21 protein-coding genes are annotated in these 18,145 nt (G+C 71.8%); 8 read left to right on the top strand and 13 right to left on the bottom strand.

The features are described from left to right. Both ACLJPY_RS05935 and ACLJPY_RS05930 read left to right on the top strand, forming a co-directional pair. Positions 1 to 305, top strand: a 305-nt coding sequence (locus tag ACLJPY_RS05935) for a transposase (RefSeq protein ID WP_410586995.1), incomplete at its 5' end; no start/stop codon positions are given. Beyond that, the gene (locus tag ACLJPY_RS05930) at positions 188 to 760 is read left to right on the top strand and encodes a LysE/ArgO family amino acid transporter (RefSeq protein ID WP_410586994.1); all 573 of its coding nucleotides are present in this window, start codon (positions 188 to 190) and stop codon (positions 758 to 760) included. The genes ACLJPY_RS05935 and ACLJPY_RS05930, both read left to right, overlap by 118 nt. Positions 761 to 775: 15 nt before the next feature. Here the strand turns inward: ACLJPY_RS05930 and ACLJPY_RS05925 are convergent, their stop codons facing one another. From ACLJPY_RS05925 to ACLJPY_RS05890, 8 genes are all read right to left on the bottom strand, one after another. Next, positions 776 to 1,255, bottom strand: a complete 480-nt coding sequence (locus ACLJPY_RS05925; protein WP_410586993.1) for a methylated-DNA--[protein]-cysteine S-methyltransferase — start codon at positions 1,253 to 1,255, stop codon at positions 776 to 778. Further along, positions 1,252 to 1,626: a hypothetical protein gene (locus tag ACLJPY_RS05920; RefSeq protein ID WP_410586992.1), complete on the bottom strand. Its 375-nt coding sequence runs from the start codon at positions 1,624 to 1,626 to the stop codon at positions 1,252 to 1,254. The genes ACLJPY_RS05925 and ACLJPY_RS05920 overlap by 4 nt, the downstream gene beginning before the upstream one ends. Continuing rightward, the gene (locus ACLJPY_RS05915) at positions 1,623 to 2,336 is read right to left on the bottom strand and encodes a 2OG-Fe(II) oxygenase (RefSeq protein ID WP_410586991.1); all 714 of its coding nucleotides are present in this window, start codon (positions 2,334 to 2,336) and stop codon (positions 1,623 to 1,625) included. Before ACLJPY_RS05915 ends, ACLJPY_RS05920 begins: the two co-directional genes overlap by 4 nt. A 99-nt stretch (positions 2,337 to 2,435) precedes the next feature. Beyond that, positions 2,436 to 3,032, bottom strand: coding sequence for a methylated-DNA--[protein]-cysteine S-methyltransferase (locus ACLJPY_RS05910; protein ID WP_410586990.1), 597 nt, complete (start codon positions 3,030 to 3,032; stop codon positions 2,436 to 2,438). Beyond that, positions 3,029 to 3,505, bottom strand: coding sequence for an RNA polymerase sigma factor (locus tag ACLJPY_RS05905; protein WP_410586989.1), 477 nt, complete (start codon positions 3,503 to 3,505; stop codon positions 3,029 to 3,031). Before ACLJPY_RS05905 ends, ACLJPY_RS05910 begins: the two co-directional genes overlap by 4 nt. 35 nt (positions 3,506 to 3,540) lie before the next feature. After that, positions 3,541 to 4,305, bottom strand: coding sequence for a putative protein N(5)-glutamine methyltransferase (locus ACLJPY_RS05900; RefSeq protein ID WP_410586988.1), 765 nt, complete (start codon positions 4,303 to 4,305; stop codon positions 3,541 to 3,543). Positions 4,306 to 4,318: 13 nt separating this feature from the next. Then, positions 4,319 to 4,825 (bottom strand): L,D-transpeptidase, encoded by a 507-nt coding sequence (locus tag ACLJPY_RS05895; RefSeq protein WP_410586987.1) that lies wholly within the window; start codon positions 4,823 to 4,825, stop codon positions 4,319 to 4,321. 101 nt (positions 4,826 to 4,926) lie between these two features. Then, a complete protein-coding gene (locus ACLJPY_RS05890; protein ID WP_410586986.1) occupies positions 4,927 to 6,291 on the bottom strand; it encodes an APC family permease in 1,365 nt (454 codons plus the stop codon). 169 nt (positions 6,292 to 6,460) lie between these two features. Here ACLJPY_RS05890 and ACLJPY_RS05885 point away from each other — a divergent pair, with 169 nt between their 5' ends. The 5 genes from ACLJPY_RS05885 (at position 6,461) to ACLJPY_RS05865 (ending at position 11,101) form a co-directional block, all read left to right on the top strand. Continuing rightward, the gene (locus ACLJPY_RS05885) at positions 6,461 to 6,955 is read left to right on the top strand and encodes an Lrp/AsnC family transcriptional regulator (protein ID WP_410587013.1); all 495 of its coding nucleotides are present in this window, start codon (positions 6,461 to 6,463) and stop codon (positions 6,953 to 6,955) included. 117 nt (positions 6,956 to 7,072) lie between these two features. Beyond that, complete coding sequence (locus tag ACLJPY_RS05880; RefSeq protein ID WP_410586985.1) at positions 7,073 to 8,422, top strand: aspartate aminotransferase family protein; 1,350 nt, start codon at positions 7,073 to 7,075, stop codon at positions 8,420 to 8,422. A 394-nt stretch (positions 8,423 to 8,816) separates the two neighbouring features. Then, positions 8,817 to 10,022: a cytochrome P450 gene (locus tag ACLJPY_RS05875; RefSeq protein WP_410586984.1), complete on the top strand. Its 1,206-nt coding sequence runs from the start codon at positions 8,817 to 8,819 to the stop codon at positions 10,020 to 10,022. Between the two features lie 31 nt (positions 10,023 to 10,053). Then, positions 10,054 to 10,443: a hypothetical protein gene (locus ACLJPY_RS05870; protein WP_410586983.1), complete on the top strand. Its 390-nt coding sequence runs from the start codon at positions 10,054 to 10,056 to the stop codon at positions 10,441 to 10,443. Positions 10,444 to 10,447: 4 nt separating this feature from the next. Next, entirely contained in the window at positions 10,448 to 11,101 is a 654-nt protein-coding gene (locus ACLJPY_RS05865) for a LuxR C-terminal-related transcriptional regulator (protein ID WP_410586982.1), read from the top strand. Between the two features lie 23 nt (positions 11,102 to 11,124). Here the strand turns inward: ACLJPY_RS05865 and ACLJPY_RS05860 are convergent, their stop codons facing one another. From ACLJPY_RS05860 to ACLJPY_RS05845, 4 genes are all read right to left on the bottom strand, one after another. After that, positions 11,125 to 11,460 carry a hypothetical protein gene (locus tag ACLJPY_RS05860; protein ID WP_410586981.1) on the bottom strand — a complete coding sequence of 112 codons (336 nt, stop codon included), beginning with the start codon at positions 11,458 to 11,460 and terminating at the stop codon, positions 11,125 to 11,127. Positions 11,461 to 11,475: 15 nt separating this feature from the next. Then, positions 11,476 to 12,834, bottom strand: coding sequence for a protein kinase domain-containing protein (locus ACLJPY_RS05855; protein WP_410586980.1), 1,359 nt, complete (start codon positions 12,832 to 12,834; stop codon positions 11,476 to 11,478). A 137-nt stretch (positions 12,835 to 12,971) separates the two neighbouring features. Continuing rightward, positions 12,972 to 13,427, bottom strand: a complete 456-nt coding sequence (locus ACLJPY_RS05850) for an HNH endonuclease (RefSeq protein ID WP_410586979.1) — start codon at positions 13,425 to 13,427, stop codon at positions 12,972 to 12,974. 94 nt (positions 13,428 to 13,521) lie between these two features. After that, positions 13,522 to 14,460, bottom strand: coding sequence for an alpha/beta hydrolase family esterase (locus ACLJPY_RS05845; RefSeq protein WP_410586978.1), 939 nt, complete (start codon positions 14,458 to 14,460; stop codon positions 13,522 to 13,524). Between the two features lie 154 nt (positions 14,461 to 14,614). Between ACLJPY_RS05845 and htpG the strand changes: the two genes are divergently transcribed. Next, a complete protein-coding gene (gene htpG, locus ACLJPY_RS05840; protein WP_410586977.1) occupies positions 14,615 to 16,510 on the top strand; it encodes a molecular chaperone HtpG in 1,896 nt (631 codons plus the stop codon). Between the two features lie 123 nt (positions 16,511 to 16,633). Here the strand turns inward: htpG and ACLJPY_RS05835 are convergent, their stop codons facing one another. Beyond that, positions 16,634 to 18,067 (bottom strand): glycoside hydrolase family 76 protein, encoded by a 1,434-nt coding sequence (locus ACLJPY_RS05835; protein WP_410586976.1) that lies wholly within the window; start codon positions 18,065 to 18,067, stop codon positions 16,634 to 16,636. Positions 18,068 to 18,145: the final 78 nt, after the last annotated feature.

Genomic DNA, 18,145 nt, shown 5'->3' with positions numbered 1-18,145 from the left:
CAGATCGTGTCTTGGCGGACAAGGCCTACAGTTCCCGCGCCAACCGGGCCTACCTGCGGCGGCGCGGGATCGCCTGCACGATTCCCCAGCCTTCTGATCAGATCCGGCATCGCCGCAACCGCGGCCAGGCTGGGGGTCGGCCACCCGCCTTCGACCCGCAGATCTACAAGCAACGGCACGCGGTCGAGTGCGGCATCAACAGGCTCAAACGCAACCGCGCCGTCGCCACACGGTTCGACAAACTCGCGGTCCGCTACGAGGCCACCGTGCACATCGCAGCGATCAACGAGTGGCTACGCCATTGAAACAGGCTCTAGGGGTCAGCGGGATCGGGGCCGTGCTGCAGCGGTGGCCGACCGCCATCGCGGTCATCGCCGTCGGCGGTGGGCTGTTCCTGCTCGGCTACGGCGTGCTCGCCGCCTGGCGCGCGTTCCGGCCGTCGGTCATGATCATCGGCGAGGACCGCACGCCGCTGCGGAAGGCCGTGCTCGCCTGCGTGGCCTTCACCTGGCTGAACCCGCACGTGTACCTCGACACGGTCTTGTTGCTCGGCTCGGTCGCGGTCGCCCACGGCGACGGGCGCTGGCTCTTCGGCCTCGGCGCCGCGATCGCCAGCGCCGTCTGGTTCAGCGCGCTCGGGTTCGGCGCCAAGCGCCTCGCCGGGCTGTTCGCGAAGCCGATGGCGTGGCGCGTCCTGGACGTCGTGATCGCCGTGACGATGGCCGGGCTCGGCACGGCCCTGCTGCTCGGCCGGGTCTGATCCACATTGGCCTGATCACCACAGGGTCGAGTCGCGCGGCCGCTCCAGGTCCAGGAGGAACTCCTTCCGTTTCAGGCCGCCGGCGTAGCCGGTCAGCTTGCCGTTCTTGCCGACGACGCGGTGGCACGCCACCAGGATGCTGAGCGGGTTCCGGCCGACCGCCGCCCCGACCTCGTGCGGCAGGCCGCCGACCGCCCGGGCCAACTCGCCGTACGTCGCCGTGGCGCCATAGGGGATCTTCGCGATCTCAGTCCACACGGCGCGGTCGAAATCGGGACCGGCCGCCTGCGTCGGGACGTCGAACTCGGTGCGTTGGCCGGCGAAGTACTCCGCCAGCTGCCGGACGGCCTCCGGGAACGCCGTGTCGTCGCGCTCGCCGAACGCCGTACGGTCCGGCCGGGTCCAGTGGTTCGGGAAGTACAGCCCGGTCACGAAGGCGTCGGCGCCGACCACGGTCAGCGGGCCGATCGGGGAATCCAGTACGGCGTGTTTCATCGGTTCTCCCAAGTGGTGCCGTCCGCGCGGGCGCCGCGCAGGCCGGGGAGCGGGAAGCCGGCCAGCGCCGCGGTCGCGAACGTCCGATGCGGACTCCACGACGTCGACAGCTGCAGCCGCCGGGCCATGCCCGCCCAGCCCGCCGGAGTGGCGCTGACGACCCACGCGTCCGGCTCCGGCGCGGCGAAGCGACGGGCCTGGCGCAGCCACGACGCCGCTGTCTCGGGCCAGGTCACCGTCGCCAGCACCAGGCCGCCCCACGCCGCGGCGATCTGCTCGCCGTCCGCCCGCGAGGACGCATCCGTGCCGATCACGATGTGCCGCGCCCGGTCCAGCAAACCGAGCAGCGCCCGCAGTTCGAGGCCGGTCATGTCGCGTCGTGGAACACGAGGCCGAGCGTGTGCCGCCGGCCCGAACGGACCGCCGAGACGCCGTGGCGCACCGGGGCCGCCGACCAGCCGCGGGCCGAGCGGACCGGCCTGTCCCGGGTGGTGAACACCAGGCCGTGGCCCCGCGGGATGAGCGTCGCGGTGCCGCGGGACTGGGCGCGCGGCCGCTGCTCCACCAGGAGGAACTCCCCGCCGGTGTGGTCGGTGCCCGGCTCGTTGAGGTTGATCACGACCTGCAGCGGGAACACCTTGTCGCCGTAGAGGTCGCGGTGCAGTGCGTTCCAGCCGCCCGGTTCGTAGCGCAGCAGGATCGGGGTGGGCCGCCGCTGCCCCGCGGCGTGGCAGACCGCCAGCCACTCGTCCAAAGTGGACGGCCACTCCGCCGCGCGGCCCAGCCGGGCGGACCAGTCCCGCGCGATCGGCAGCAGCCGCGGGTAGAGCGCCTGCCGCAACCGCTGCACCGGTTCCGGGAACGGCGAAGCGAAGTAGTGGTAGTCACCGTGGTCCCCGAACCGGTGCCGGCGCAGGTTGACCGTCGCCCGGAAGTGCGACGGCTCGTCCCACAACGCGACCAGCTGTGCGCACTCCGCCGGGGTGAGCAACTGCGGCAGGAGCGCGCAGCCGTAGTCGTCGACCTCCGCGGCCACCGCGGCCCAGTCGGCCGCGGCGACGCGCTCTTCGAACGTGGTCATGCCGCCCTGCCTTTCGGGGTGCGCCCGGTTTCCGGGACGATCGGGGTGTGCAGGCGGGATCGACCACCGCGCCTGCGCTACGGCTGCTTGACGACAACATCAGGCCGCCTCCATCGTCAGCAGGACCCGCTTGGCTTCTTCCCCGCCGGCGTACTGCCCGTACGACCCGTCGGACCGGACGACCCGGTGGCACGGCACCACCACCGGCAAGGGGTTGAGCGCGCACGCGGTGCCGACCGCGCGGACCGCCTTCGGGCTGCCGGCCGCCGCCGCGACCTGCGCGTAGCTTTCGGTGCGGCCGTAGGCGATCTCGGGCAGGTGGTCCAGCACCGCCCGGCGGAACCCCCGCGCCAGCCGGAAGTCCAGCGGAACGTCGAAGGTGTGCCGCTCGCCGCCGAAGTACTCGCCGAGCTGCCGGGCCACCGGCTCCAGGCGGGCCGGGGCGCGCAGGATCCGCGGGCTGATGGCCGCCGCCAGCTCGGCCAGCACGGCGTCGTGGTCCTGGCGGTCGAAGGCCACCTTCACCAGGCCCTCCTCGGTGGCCGCCAGCAGCAACGGCCCGACCGGGGAGTCGACCGTGTCGTAGGCGACGTCCAGCAGCCCCTCGCGGGAAGCGTCGGCGACGAGCCGCTCGTGCATCACGCGCGGGTCGAGCAGGACCTCGTTCGCCAACTGGCTGAAGATGATGTCCGTCATGAGTGCGCTCCTTCCAGCGGGTAGAGGGCTCGCAGCGCTTTGACGCCGTCGGCGGCCGCCCGGCGCGCGGCGTCGGCGGTGCCGCCGGTGATGTCGGCGATCTCGCGGTACGGCAGCCCGGCCAGGTAGTGGTAGGCGACGGCGAGGCGTTGCTTGTCCGGCAACCTCGCCAGCGCGTCCCACAGGTCGCCGTGCCACGCCTCCGCGCGGCCGGGCCGGTCCGGGAGCTCGCCGACCGGGACCGGGCGGCGAGCCTGCGCCCGGGTGACGTCGACGGCCTTGCGGTGCGCGATCGTGACGAGCCACGCCTGGACGTTGGCGTCGGCGGGCAGCTCCGGGTAGGCCTTCAACGCCGCCAGGAAGGTTTCCGACCAGGCGTCTTCGGCGTCGGCCGGCCCGAGCACGGCCCGGCAGACCCGGAGGACCATCGGCCCGTGCTCGGCGACGACTTGCTCGAACGGTGTCACGATCACACTGGGAAGACGTCCGGGAGGCCCGGAACGTGAGGTCATGTTTTCGCGGTGCCGGTGACGACCGTCGCGCCCAGGTCGTCGCACGAGTGCACCCGCGCCGACAACCCCGCCGTGGCAAGGACTTCCGCGAGCGCCGGCGCCTGCCGTTCGCTCGATTCGATCAGCAGGGTCCCGCCCGGCGCGAGCCAGCCGGGCGCGCCCGCGGCGACGCGGCGGGCGAGGTCCAGGCCGTCCGCGCCGCCGTCGAGCGCCACCAGCGGCTCGTGCAGGCGCGCCTCCGGCGGCATCGTCGCAACGGCGTCCGAAGGGACGTACGGCACGTTGGCCAGCAGGACGTCGACGCGGCCGCGCAGGGACGCCGGCAGCGCGTCGTAAAGATCACCCTGGTGGACGTGGGCGTCCGGGAGGTTCAGCCGGGCGCACTCGACGGCGGCCGGTTCGACGTCGGCGGCGTGCAGCTCACGCGGCGGTGAGGCGGCGGCGAACGCGGCACCCAGCGCCCCCGAGCCGCAGCACAGGTCGACCACCACCGGGTCCGGGGGAGCGAGCGACACGGCCACGTCGACCAGGAAACCCGTGCGGTGGCGCGGCACGAAGACGCCCGGCCGCACGGTGACGCGCAGGCCGTGGAACTCCGCCCAGCCCAGCAGGTGTTCCAGCGGCAGCCCGGCGACCCGGCGTTCGACGAGCGCGTCGAGCTCCGCGGGGGTCGTGGCCGCCGCGACGAGGAGATCGGCCTCGTCTTCGGCGAACACGCAGCCCGCGGCGCGCAGCCGGGAGACGACGGTGGGAGTGTCCAACAGGGAACGAAGCCTACAAGACCTGCACCGCGTCACCGACGTTCAGCCCGTCGAAGAACGCCGCCGAGTCGGCTTCGCTCAGGTGGACGCAGCCGTGCGACGGCGCGTCGAGCGGCCCGGCGTGGAAAGCGATGCCGCCGGCGGCGAAGAACACCGAGTTGGGCATGTCGGTGCCGTACTGGCTGCTGCGGTGCTCGCGGTCCTTCCACACGACGTGGAACGCCCCGGCCGGCGTCGCCTGGTCGGGTGGCCCGAACCCCGCCGGGACCGGACCGTGGACCACCCGGCCGTCGCGGAGCAGCCAGGCCAGCCGCTGCGCCAGGCTCACGCAAGCCCCGGTCGTGACGGCGCACGGTGGCGCGGGCGGGGGCGTGGTGGTCGCCGACGTGGCCGGGCTCGCCGAGGTGGTGGTCAGCGGCACCGGCTCGGCGAGCGGACTCGGTGTCGTCGTTCGCGGCGCCGAGCAAGCCGCCGTGACCAGCACCGCACCCAACAGGGTGACCACCCCGGTTCTGTGCATCCGCCATCCCCTCGCCCGAGTTCCTGCCGGGGGTCGATACGGGTGAACGGCCCCGGGGGTTGAGCGCGCGAGGGTTACCCCGGACGGGCGACGCCGAACCGTTATTCCGGCACCGTCACGACCCAGCGTCCGGGGCGGCGGCGCAGGTAGGCCCACCAGTACAGCGCCGACACGACGAGGACACCGGCGGTGATGGCGAGGTCGAGTGCGCTCTGCTCGACCAGCACGTAGGCCAGCGCGGCGACGGCCACCGCGGGCACGAGCGGCCAGGCCGGCATCCGCCAGACGTGCGGCTTGCGGTGCGCGGCCCGGCGCGCGGCCAGGGCTGCGGCCGCGACGCTGAGGTAGAGCGCGACGACGGCGACCCCGGTGACGCCGCTGAGCGTGTCCACGGGCACGAAGCAGAGGACGGCCTCGGACGACCCGGTCACCAGCGTCGCGACCCACGGCGAGCCGAACCGCTCGCTCACCACGCTCATCGCGTGGTTGACCGGCGTCGGCCAGGCCTGGTCGCGGGCCGAAGCGAACAGCACCCGCGAGTTCTGGATGACCATGACGATCACCGCGTTGACGATCGCCGCCGCGATGCACAGGCTGATCGCGGCCCCGGCGGCGCTGCCGCTCCAGCCGGTGACCAGCGCGGTCAGGTCGACGCCGGCGAGCGCGGCGGTGTCGGGCACGGCCAAGGTGATCGCCACGACCGGCACGAGGATGACGACGGCGCTGATCCCGAGCGTCCAGAACACCGTCCGCGCGACGGTCCGCCGCGGCTCGCGCATCTCCTCGGCGAGGTAGACCGCGGTGCTGAAGCCCTGCACCACGAACAACGCGACGGCGAGCCCGGCGACGACGGCGATCAGCCCGATCCCGCCGGTGCCGAGGCTCGGCTTGACGAGCACGGCCGGGCTCTGCGTCGCGTGCGTGAACCCTAGCAAGGAGACGACGAAGATCGCGACCAGCTCGATGACCAGGAAGATCCCGGTGATCCAGGCGTTCGAGCGCAGGTTCAGCAGCCCCATCACGGTGCCGGCGAGCATGACGAGCGCCCCGGCGACCGACGGGCTGACGTGGACGACCGCGGCGAGGTAGTCCGCGACCCCGATCGCGATGATCGGGGGCACCACGAGGATGACGACGAACGACAGCACGAACGTCAGCCAGCCGGCGAACCGGTTCGCCACCGTCGTCACCATCGCGTACTCGCCGCCCGCGCTCGGCACCAGCGTGCCGAGTTCCGAGTAGCAGAAGGCGATCCCGACGCAGAGCAGCACCGCGAGGGCGATGGCGAGCGCGGTGCCGGTGCCGAGGTCGGCGAACAGCGGGGGCACCAGGACGAACAGCGACGACGCCGGGGTCACGCAGCTGAGCGTGAGCAGGGTGCCGCCGCCGACACCGATGGAGCGCGTGAGGGTCTTCTTCGCCGGGGCGGGCGTGGCGGCGTCGGGCGGGGCGGGAGTGCGGGGCATGGGCGTTCCCTCCGGCCGGGAGCAAGGTGCGACGGATGGAACAGCACCGATTAGGTGTTGTCAACGCCGTGGAGACGACCGATTTCGTTGTCTGAAGGCGATAGATGATTCGGATTTAGTCACTCATCGTCACGGCGTGGGCGGTTGCCTGCGCCGGTTCGCGTCGGGGATGATCCGGGGCGTGAGCAGCCAGGACACGACCGGCCGGCCCGCCCCGCCGGTGCTCGACGACATCTCGCGGCAGATCATCGCGCAGCTGCAGGAGGACGGGCGGCGCGCGTACGCGACCATCGGCAAGGCGGTCGGCCTGTCCGAGGCGGCGGTCCGGCAGCGGGTGCAGCGGCTGTCCGACTCCGGCGTCATCCAGATCGTCGCCGTCTCGGATCCCTTGCAGGTCGGGCTGTTCCGGCAGGCGATGATCGCGATCACCGTCGACGGCCCGCTGGAGCCGGTCGGCGACGCACTGGCCGAAATGGACGAAATCGCGTACGTCATCCTCTGCGCCGGGCGCTACGACCTGCTCTGCGAGGCCGTCTGCGCCGACGACGAGGCACTGCTCCAGCTGATCTCGACGCGGATCCGCGCGCTGCCGGGTGTCCGGCACGCGGAGGCGATGGTCTACCTCAAGCTGCGGAAACAGACGTACCAGTGGGGCACTCGCTGACCGTGACGACTAAATCCGAAGCTGTCGGCGCCTTCGAGATCATGAAATAGTCGTCGAAGTTCGTCTGGACGACTGAAACGCTTGCGTTCGGGCTTCGGCACGTGCGATAACCGGGGTATGACCACCACCGCGCCCCGCCACCTGTGGATGCACTTCACCCGCCACTCCGCTTACGACGAGACCGACGTCCCGGTGATCGTGCGCGGCGAAGGCCCGTACATCTGGGACTCCCGCGGGAAGCGCTACTTGGACGGGCTCGCCGGGCTGTTCGCGGTGCAGGTCGGCCACGGCCGCGAGGAACTCGCCGAGGCCGCGGCGCGGCAGACGAAGCAGCTGGCGTACTTCCCGCTGTGGGGGCACGCGCACCCGACGGCGATCGAGCTGGCCTCGCGGCTCGCGGCCGCGGCTCCGGGCGACCTCGACCGCGTGTTCTTCACGGTGAGCGGCGGCGAGTCGGTCGAGACGGCGTGGAAGCTGGCGAAACAGTACTTCAAGCTCGTCGGAAAACCGGGCAAGCACAAGGTGATCAGCCGCGCGCTGGCCTACCACGGGACGTCGCAGGGCGCACTGTCGATCACCGGCATCCCGGGCGCGAAGGCGGACTTCGAGCCGCTGGTGCCGAGCACCCTGCGGGTGCCGAACACGAACTTCTACCGCGCGCCCGTGCACGCCAGCGACTACGAGGCGTACGGCCGGTGGGCCGCCGACCAGATCGAGCAGGCGATCGAGTTCGAGGGCGCGGACACGGTCGCGGCGGTGTTCCTCGAGCCGGTGCAGAACACCGGCGGCTGCTTCGTGCCGCCGCCCGGCTACTTCGCGCGGGTCCGCGAGATCTGCGACCGGCACGACGTGCTGCTCGTGTCCGACGAGGTGATCTGCGCGTTCGGCCGGTTGGGGTACGACTTCGCGGCCAAGCGGTACGGCTACCAGCCGGACATCATCACGACGGCGAAGGGCTTGACGTCCGGTTATGCGCCGTTGGGTGCGGTGCTGGCTTCGGAGCGGCTGATGGAGCCGTTCAAGCACGGCGCGACGACGTTCATGCACGGGTCGACCTACGGCGGGCACCCGGTGTCGTGCGCGGTGGCGCTGGCGAACCTCGATCTGATGGCCCGCGAGGACCTGTACGGGCACGTGCTGGCGCGGGAAACGGCGTTCCGGTCCACTTTGGACCGTCTGCTGGACCTGCCGATCGTGGGGGACGTGCGCGGAGCGGGGTTCTTCTACGGCATCGAGCTGGTGAAGGACAAGGCGACCAAGGAAACCTTCACGGCGGAGGAGTCGGAGCGGGTGCTGCGGGGATTCCTGTCGGATGCGCTTTTCGAGGCCGGGTTGTACTGCCGGGCCGATGATCGGGCCGAGCCGGTTGTCCAGCTGTCGCCGCCGTTGGTTTGTGACCAGGCTCAGTTCGACGAGATGGAGGGGATTCTGCGGGACACGCTGACGCAGGCTTGGAAGCTGTTGTAGGGGGCGCGGGTTTGCGGCGTGGTCGGCCCGCGGACGCTCGGGTCCGCGGCGAGGTCGGCCGGCGCGGCTTGGGTTCGCGGCGAAATCCCCGCAGGCGCGCGGTTCGCGGGGTGCTCGGCTCGGAGTCAGCTCCGATTCAGCCGCTGATTCCGTCCGGGCGGCGAACCCGGTCGCCGTGGCGGGGCCGGCCTCCGGCCCCCGGTTTCCACGATACCGGCAGGCACCGACGATTCCGGTGCTTCGGGCGGCGGTGCTGGCCCGATCGGGCGGGGAATTCCGGATTCCCGGCCCGGGGGCGGGGTTCCTGAGTACCGTGGATCGCGGGGGACCGGGGGAGCGGCCGTGACCGGCCCGCCGTGTCCGCGCCTGTCGGCCGCGCCCGGGAGGAGTACCCATGACCGCCAGTACCGCCCCGCGTCTGCCCTTCGACCGGCCGAACGTCCTGGAGATCGCGCCGCTCTTCGAAGTGCTGCGGCGGGAGGGGCCCGTTGTCGCCGTGACCACCCCGGTCGGGGATCCGGCCTGGCTCGTCACCGGGTTCGAGCAGGTGCGCGCCGCCTTCACCGATCCGCGGTTCGGGCGCTCGCACCCCGCGCCGGAGGAGGCGTCGGCGCTCTCGGACGCCGCCCTGCTCAGCCGTCCGCAGGGTGACCACGAGACCGAGCACGCCGAGCACGCGCGGATGCGGCGGCTGCTCGTGCCCGCGTTCTCCGCCAACCGGATCCGCCGGCTGGCCGGCCGCGTGCAGGAGTTCGCCGACCGCTGCTTCGACGACATGGAGCGCGCCGGTCGCGGTGGCGGTCCGGTGGACCTGCACGAACACCTGTCGTTCCCGCTGCCGGTGCTGGTAATCTGCGAGCTGCTGGGCGTCCCGTTCGAAGACCACGAGACGTTCCGGGTGCTGTCGGACCGGATGGGCCGGATGGACATCGGCGCCGGTGCCGACGCCGCGCTCGAGGAGTTCGCCGCCTACATGAGCCGGCTCGCCGACCGGAAGCGGCGCGAGCCCGGGCAGGACGTCGTCTCGGACCTCGTGCGCGCGCAGGCCGACGACCCGGCCTTCGGCGACGACGACGTCGCCCGGCTCGCCGCCGGCCTGCTGTTCGCCGGGCACGAGACGACCTCCAACCGGATCGACCTCGGCGCCCTCTACCTGCTCACCGACCTCGCCCGCCGGGACGCGCTGGCCGCGGACCCGGAACGCCGGATCCACGGCTTCGTCGAGGAGATCCTGCGGCTGTCCGCGCCGGGCGGGCTCGGCATCCTGCGGTACGCCCACGACGACGTCGAGCTCGGCGGCGTGCGGATCGCGCGGGGTGACGCGGTCGTCCTGTCGCTCGCCGCGGCCAACCGGGACGAGACCGTGTTCCCCGCCCCGGACGCGTTCGACCCCGACCGGAAGCCGAACTCGCACGTCGCGTTCGCCTACGGCGGCTTCTTCTGCATCGGCGCCAGCCTGGCCCGCACCGAGCTGCGCGTGGTCTTCGGGTCGCTGTTCCGGCGGTTCCCCGGGATGCGCTTGGCCGTCGGCGTGGATGAACTCGAAATCCGGACCAACCGTGTCACCGGGGGAGTGGACCGCGTGCCGGTCCTCTGGTAGACCATCGGCGGTCGGGAGCGGAGGAAAAGACGTGACGTTGTGGGACAAGCTCGGGATGGACGACAAGCTCATCAAGGTGCTGAAGGAGATCCCGCCGGGCCCCGACGCCGAGGAGTTCGGCCGGGCCTACGTCACGATCCACCAGCTGGCGGTCGAGCTCGACCAGCGGTTCCCCGAGGTGCGCAAGCAGCTGGACGTGCCGCTGGGCGGCGGCGCGACCCGGCACGCCGGTCTGGTCGAGCTGCTCGGCAAGGAGCTGGTCGACAAGATCAAGCGCTACGGCGACGTCTACCCGATCGAAGCCGCGCAGCTGTCTTCGGTGCGGTTCCGCGAGGTGCGGCTCCGCGGCCCGGGCGGGCGGGACCTGGTCGGCGCGTCGAAGACCGACCTGCCGTTGATCCGCCTGCGACCCCGGGACTGAGGCGGTGCTCGCGCCGTCGCCGGTCCGGGTGCTGGTGGCCGAGCGTGATCCGGCGGTGCGCGCCCGCCTGAGCACGTTCCTCGACGAGGCGGACGGCATCGAGCTCGTCGGCGCGGCGCCCGACGCGACGGCGGCCCGGGTCACCCTGCGCCGGCGGCTGCCGGACGTCCTGCTCCTCGACCTGCGCCTGAACTGGCCGGACGCACTGACCCGCCGCCCGGCGGTGGTGGCACTGGCGACGTTCGACTCGGACGCAGGCATCCTCCGCGCCCTCCGCGACGGCGCCGCCGGGTTCCTGCTGCGGTCGGCCCGCCGGCAGGACCTGGTCAAGGTGGTCCGCTTGGCCGCGGACGGCCACGTGGTCCTGTCCCCGGACGCCTCCCGCCGCCTGGTCTCGGCCGCGACCCGCCTGTCGGGCCCGCGAGATGAGCACTTGGCGGCGGTGGACCGCCTTTCGGCCCGGGAGACCGAGGTGCTGACGGCGGTGGGCGCCGCGCTGACGAACGCGGAGATCGCCGCGCGGCTGGACCTGCCGGAGCCCGTGGTGCGGGAGCACGTCGCCCGGGTGGTGCGGAAGCTCGGGTGTGCACACCGGACCGCGGCGGGACTGCTGGCGTACGAGCGCGGGTTGTGCCGCCCGGGACAAGGCGGAGGCTGAGACCGCTCGTTCGGAGCGGGCACCTACTTCTTGCGAGCCGCCTCGACGGCTTCGAGGAATTCCTTGACGCGGGCACGCTTGCCGTATTCGTACCGGAAGACGTTGCCCGGCAGCTTGTCGGCGAACAGCGGCACGTTCTCGACGACGGCGGTGGGTGCGTCCGGGGCTTCGAACACGACCTCACCCAGCTTCCACGCGGTCGCCTCCCGGTGCCGGACGGCCGTGATCTTCGCGACCGGGAACTTGTGGTCGGCCCGGTCGGGGACGATCGCCAGGCTCTTGGTGTCGATCCTGAGCGTGACGGTCCGGCCGTCGAAGCGGATCGATCTGCGCCTGGCGTCCACGCGCGCGGTGCTCACGGAGCCTCCCGGTGGTCACAGCGTCCGGCAGGTGAGCGCCGGACGGGCGTCGGCACTTCCGTTCTGCGTCAAGGCGATCAGGCCGAACGTCGTCGTCGCGTCCGCGTCGAGCTTCGCGTTCCAGGCGGCGTTTTCGACCGTCACCGTGGAACCATCGACCGTGAAGGTGCCGTTCCACAAGCCGCTGATGCGGTGACCGGCGGGCAGCTGCCAGCGGACGCGCCAGCCGGACAGGCCCGCGCGGCGGTCGTTGCGCACCGTCACCTGGACCTGGTAGCCGCCGGGCCAGGAGTTCGTCACCTCGTAGCGGGCGGCGCAGCCCAGGTCGGCCGGGGTCGTCGGCGTCGGGCTCGGGCTCGTCGGCGCCGCGGGAACGGTCGAGACGGGGGCAGCCACGGGCGTGCCGTCCGGGACGATCACCGTGCCGATCACGACGCCGACGGCCAGCAGGAGCGCGCCCGCGGCGGCCGCCAGGACGAGCCGGCGCCGCGGACGGCGGACGCGCAGCAGCCGGGTCCCGGCCCGGGGCCGCGGGCGGGGTGGTGGCAACGGGCGGCCGCCGGCGACCGCTTCGAACAGCTCCTGGACCTCCGCCATGGCCGGGCGCGCTTCGGGATCCCGCTGCAGCATGCGGGTGAGCACCTCGGTGAGCGGTCCCTCGTGCCGCGGCGGGACGATCTCCCCCTTCGCGATGCGCAGCAGGAGCGTGATCGCGTTGTCGTCGTTGCCGAACGGCGGAGCGCCTTCGAGCGCGCGGTAGAGCGTCGCCCCGAGGGAGAAGACGTCGGCCGGGAAACCCGCTTCGCGGCCGCCCGCGACTTCGGGCGCCAGGTAGGCCGGCGTGCCCGCGATGAACCCGCCGCCGGTCACGGTGCCTTCGCCGGTGGCCCGGGAAATGCCGAAGTCGGCGATCTTGGCGACGCCGGATTCGCCGATCAGGACGTTGGCGGGGGTGACGTCGCGGTGCACGACGCCTTCGGCGTGCGCGGCGGCCAGGGCCGACGCGATCGGCGCGCCGATGCGCGCGACCTCCTCGGCCGGGAGGGCTTCCCGGTCCAGCAGGATCTCGGCGAGACTGCGCGAGGGCAGGTACTCCATGACGAGGTAGGGGCCGCCGGGCGCGTCGACGACGTCGTGCACGGTGATCGCGTGCGGGTGCCGCAGACGCGCGGTCAGCCGCGCTTCGCGCAGCGCGCGCCGGCTCGCCTGCTCACCGGCGGCCGGCCCGATGGCGGCGTCGTCGTCCAGCTGCTTCACCGCGACGACCCGGTCGAGCCGCTCGTCACGCGCGCGCCAGACGACGCCCATCGACCCCTGGCCGATCCGCTCGGCCAGCCGGTAGCGCCCGGCGATCAGCTCTCCTGCGTCGGTCACGGCGACCTCCCCGGCCTTCCCCAGAGCGCCGTTCCCCAGCGCAGCCTTCCGCAGAGCACACGGATCACACGGATGGGGGTGGCGATCGGTTCGAGCCTAACGGCCTGCCCGCCGGCGTGCCGACGGACAGGCCGGGTTCAGGCGCCGAGCCGGTGCAGCTGGTCCCACGCCGGGACGTACGGCGTGAAGCGCAGCTTCATCCCCGCCTCGCCCGGCAGCTTGCGCGCGTTGCAGCTGCGGGCCGTGCCCCCGCACGCGGCGACCGTGTTGAGCCAATCGGTCCGGGCGCCGCCGCGGCTCAGCGGTGTCACGTGGTCGATCGTGGTCGCGCGCTGCCCGCAGTAGGCGCAGCGGTACCCGTCACGGACCAGCACACCGCGCCGGGACCAGCGCGGTGGCTGCGTATATCGCCACTTCATGACGACGTACCGCAGCAACCGCACGATCTTCGGGCGCGGGAACAGCCCGTAGGCGAGGCCCTCCTCGGCCTCGTGGATCTCCGCGACGTGGCGCACGAGCATGCGGATCGCGTGCGGGACCGAAACGGTCTGCAGCGGCTCGTAGCCGGCGTTCAGGACGAGCACCTTCACCATTCACTCCGATTCGACGACGGGAACGCGGGAAGCGCGGCTTCCCGCTTTGCCGCGAATCATCGTCGCCGAGCGTCCTGACCTGCGTCAATCTGTTTCACCGCAGGGGATGCGCGCGGAAGAACCGCCAGATGACCGGCGTCGCGTCGATCACCGTGGGTGTCGCGGAATCGTTGTTCGGCCGGGTGCTCGGCCAGACGTGCCCGGCGCCTTCGACGCGGTAGTGCTCGAGGGCGCCCCGCCGGTCGCAGCCGAGCCACTTCTCGGCGACGACCCCGGCGACCGGCGTCCACGACACCGGGTCGGGGCGGCAACCATCCCTTGTGGACCAGGCCGCCAGCCAGTCCGGGATGGCGGGCAGCCCCTTCGCCGGGTTGCCCTCGTAGGGGATCGTCGTGTCGGCCGTGCCGTGGAAGTCGAGGACCGGCACCGGACGGCTCGGCCGGCAGGCGCCGCCCTGCGGGTAGAAGGCGCCGGACACGGGCGCGAACGCGGCGATCCGGCCGGCCAGGCGGCAGGCCAGCACACCGACGAAGCCGCCGCCGTTGGACTTCCCGGCGGCGAAGATCCGGCCGGCGTCGACGCACAGCGTGCGCTGCAGGGCGGTCAGCAGGTCGCTGGTGAACAGGACGTCGTCCGCGGCGGCCGAGTAGGGCGCCCCGGTCCACGCGGACTCGCCGTCGGTCCCGATCAGGCCCTGCGGGTAGACCGCGATCGCGTCGAACGCCGAGAAGCCGGAGAGCTCCTCCTGGTACTGGGACGTCCGCTTGTGCCCGGGGAAGGACAGGACGAGCGGGTACGGCCGGTGCGGGTCGTAGCGCGCGGGCAGGTGGACGGTGTACTCGCGGTCGAGGCCGCCCGACGTGACGTGCCGGGTGGTCGTCACGCCGGCCGGGAAGCCCGCGGGACGGCCGCAGCCGGTGGTGCGGACGGGGTGGTCGGCGACGCCGTCCGCGGCGGCGGGCGCGGCGAAAGCGGTGGTCAGGGCGCCGGCCGCGGCGAACGCGGCCGCCAGCCGGGTGAAGCGTCCGGGCACTCGATCCTCCTTGATCGGCAGCGGGGCGTGGCCAGCATCACACCGGGAGCCGGGCGACCCCAGATTGCGTTCATAAAGTGCGCGGTGAGAACTGTCGGACCCGCTCGGTAGGATCGACCCAACGACGGCCGCCGGACACGCGAAAGGAATGGAAGTGACTGCCCCGATCGAGACGCTGGAGTTCCAGTCGGAAGCGCGTCAGCTGCTCCAGCTGATGATCCATTCGATCTATTCGAACAAGGACACGTTCCTGCGGGAACTCGTGTCCAACGCCTCCGACGCCCTCGACAAGCTGCGGCTGGAGTCGTACCGCGACAAGGACCTCGAGGCGGACACCTCCGACCTGCACATCACGATCGAGACCGATCCCGAGGCGCGGACCCTGACCGTGCGGGACAACGGCATCGGGATGACGCGTGACGAGGTCGTCGCCCTGATCGGGACGATCGCCAAGTCCGGCACCGCCGACTTCCTGACCAAGCTGAAGGAAGCGAAGGACGCGGCGGCGTCGCAGGACCTGATCGGGCAGTTCGGCGTCGGGTTCTACGCGAGCTTCATGGTCGCGGACAAGGTCACCCTCGTGACGCGCCGCGCGGGCACCGCCGAGGGCGTCCGCTGGGAGTCCACCGGCGAAGGCACGTACACGATCCAGCCGGTCGAGGACGCGCCGCAGGGCACCGCGGTCACGCTGCACCTCAAGCCCGAGGACACCGAAGACCACCTCTACGACTACACGTCCGCGGCGAAGATCCGCGAAATCGTCAAGCGGTACTCCGACTTCATCACCTGGCCCATCCGGATGAAGAGCGAGGGCGAGGGCGCGGAGGCCGAGACCGTCAACTCGATGAAGGCGCTGTGGGCGCGGTCGTCGAGCGAGGTCAGCGAGGACGAGTACCACGAGTTCTACAAGCACGTCAGCCACGACTGGCAGGACCCGCTGGAAACGATCCGGCTGCAGGCCGAGGGGACGTTCGAGTACCAGGCGCTGCTGTTCCTGCCCTCGCACGCGCCGATGGACCTGTTCCTGCGGGAGCGCAAGCGCGGCGTGCAGCTGTACGTCAAGCGCGTCTTCATCATGGACGACTGCGAGTCGCTGGTCCCCGAGTACCTGCGGTTCGTCAAGGGCGTCGTCGATGCGCAGGACCTCTCCCTGAACGTCTCGCGGGAGATCCTGCAGCAGGACCGGCAGATCCAGCTGATCCGCCGTCGCTTGGTGAAGAAGGTGCTCTCGACGGTCAAGACCATGATGACCGCCGACGCCGAGAAGTACGCGACGTTCTGGCGCGAGTTCGGCCGGGCGGTCAAGGAAGGCCTGCTCGACGACTTCGAGAACCGCGAAGCGATCCTCGAGATCTCGTCGTTCGCTTCGACGCACGACGCCGAGAAGCCGACGTCGCTGCGCGAGTACGTCGAGCGGATGAAGGACGGCCAGCAGCACATCTACTACATGACCGGCGAATCCCGCTCGGCGATCGAGAACTCGCCGCACATGGAAGCCTTCCGCGCCAAGGGCTTCGAGGTGCTGGTGCTGACCGACCCGATCGACGAGATGTGGGTCGACGCGGTGCCCGGCTTCGACGGGAAGCAGTTCCAGTCCATCGCCAAGGGCCAGGTCGACCTGGAGTCGGAAGAGGACAAGAAGGCCACCGAGGTCGCCCGCGAGCAGCAGAACAAGGACTTCGAGGGCCTGCTGACGTGGATGGGCACCGCGCTGGGCGAGACGGTCAAGGAGGTACGCCTCTCGTCGCGGCTGACGACGTCGCCGGCCTGCATCGTCGGGGACACCCACGACCTGACCCCGACGCTGGAGAAGATGTACCGCGCGATGGGGCAGGAGCTGCCGCCGATCAAGCGCATCCTCGAGCTCAACCCGGAGCACGCGCTGGTGACCGGGCTGCGCGAGGCGCACGGTTCGCGGCCGGACGACCAGGGTCTGGCCGAGACAGCCGAGCTGCTCTACGGCATGGCGCTGCTGGCGGAGGGCGGCGAACTGGCCGACCCGTCGCGGTTCATCAAGCTGCTGGCCGGCCGGCTGGAGAAGACGCTCTGACGCGTGACTGAGCCCGGACCTCGCGTGCTCGGGCCCGTGACTCGCGTGATCGAAGCCGGAACTCGCCGGTTCCGGCTTCGATCACGCGAGATCCGGCGCTGATCACGCGGGATCCGGCTTCCGTCACGGGGCCGCGTTCATCAGGTCCAGGGCGCTTTGCTGGCGGGCCGCATCGGCCTGGTCGAACGGGCCGGCCCAGAGCAGGCCGTAGGCCTCCGCGCTGTTCCGGTCGTTTGCGTACGCCGAGTTCGCCTGTCGCTGCAGGTACGCCGTGTACGGGCGGTCCGACAGTGCCGCGTTCAGCACGGCCAGGTCCCGCGCGTACACGCCCTTGAACGTCGGGCCGTCCGCGCCGCCGCCGCCGGCCGCCTCGCCCGAGTCGCGGAGGATGCCGCCGGGGTTCAGCGACCCGTTCGTCGTCGACGCGTTCGCCATCGCGCGGGCCTTCGTCAGCAGGCTCGCGTCGCCCGTGGCGCGGTAGAGCTCGGTCAGGGCCGCCAAGGGAACGCCCTGGTTGTACGACCAGACCGCCTGGCCGTTGTTCGCGCACGTCGAGGTGGTCAGGCCGTCGTTGACGAGGTTCGAGCCGTTGATCATCCCGCTTCCGGCGAACCAGGTCCAGCCCGCCCGGGCCCGCGCCAGGTACGCGGTGTCACCCGCGATCCGGTTGTGCAGGGCCGCGTTCAGCTGGACGTACAGCGAGTTCGGGATGGCGTTCTTGTAGGTCCGGCTCGTGCTCCACCAGACCCCGCCGCCGCAGACGCCGTCCCAGTAGGCGTACATGTGGTCGGCGTCGGCGCGGGCGGTGTTCAGGTAGCGGCTGTCACCGGTCAGGTCGTACGCGTCCACCCACGCCAGACCCCACCAGCCGGTGTCGTCGAGGTAGTCGTTGCGGAAGCTGCCGCCCTGGGCCGCCAGGTTCTTCGTGTACATCGTGTCGATCGCGTAGCGGTAGCTGCCCATGCCGCTGATGCGGACGTTGTCGATGATCGCGGTCAGGGCGTTGGCCGAATTCCACCACCCGGTCGTGTCGAAGAGGCCGGTGTTGAGGTTGTAGCGCTCCATCAGCGCCGTGGCGGCCGCGGTCCGGCGGTCCCAGGCGTTCCACGTCGGGCGGGCCCAGCCGGTGCACGCGATGGTGCCCGACCCCGCCGGCTGCCCGCACGCGCGCAGGAGCCCGACGCCCTCGTTCGCCCAGTCGTCGGCGTTGTACATCAGGGTGCGCCAGCCGGTCGCGCCCGACGGCGTCACCGTGTCGCCGAGTTTGCTGCCCGACGCCCACGTGCGCCCGGCGTCGAACGAGCGGTCCAGCCAGACGTGGTCGCCGGCCGCACCGCCGGTGATCGACGCCCAGCCCATGTCGTCGCCGTCGTCGAGGTGCAGGGAAATCCGGCGGCCGCCGACGCCGGCCGAGGCGCCTTCGCGATCGCCGGGCGACGACGCGGGATCCCGCGCGTCGCAGTACTTGTCGCAGATCGTCGCCACCGGCGTGGCGGCCGAGGCCGGGGTGGGGGTGGCCGCCAGGACGACGGTCAGCAGGGGAGCCAGGAAGTTCATCCGTCACCTTCCGCGCTGAAGGGCGATGCTCCCATTCTGCGGTGCCGATGTTATTGGTCCAGTCCTTTTCCGGACAGG

Origin of the sequence: Amycolatopsis sp. lyj-23 (assembly GCF_046549135.1) — a bacterium.
Taxonomy (GTDB): domain Bacteria; phylum Actinomycetota; class Actinomycetes; order Mycobacteriales; family Pseudonocardiaceae; genus Amycolatopsis.
Note: the sequence above shows the minus strand (reverse complement) of the source record. Positions and strands in the feature narration are given on the sequence as shown.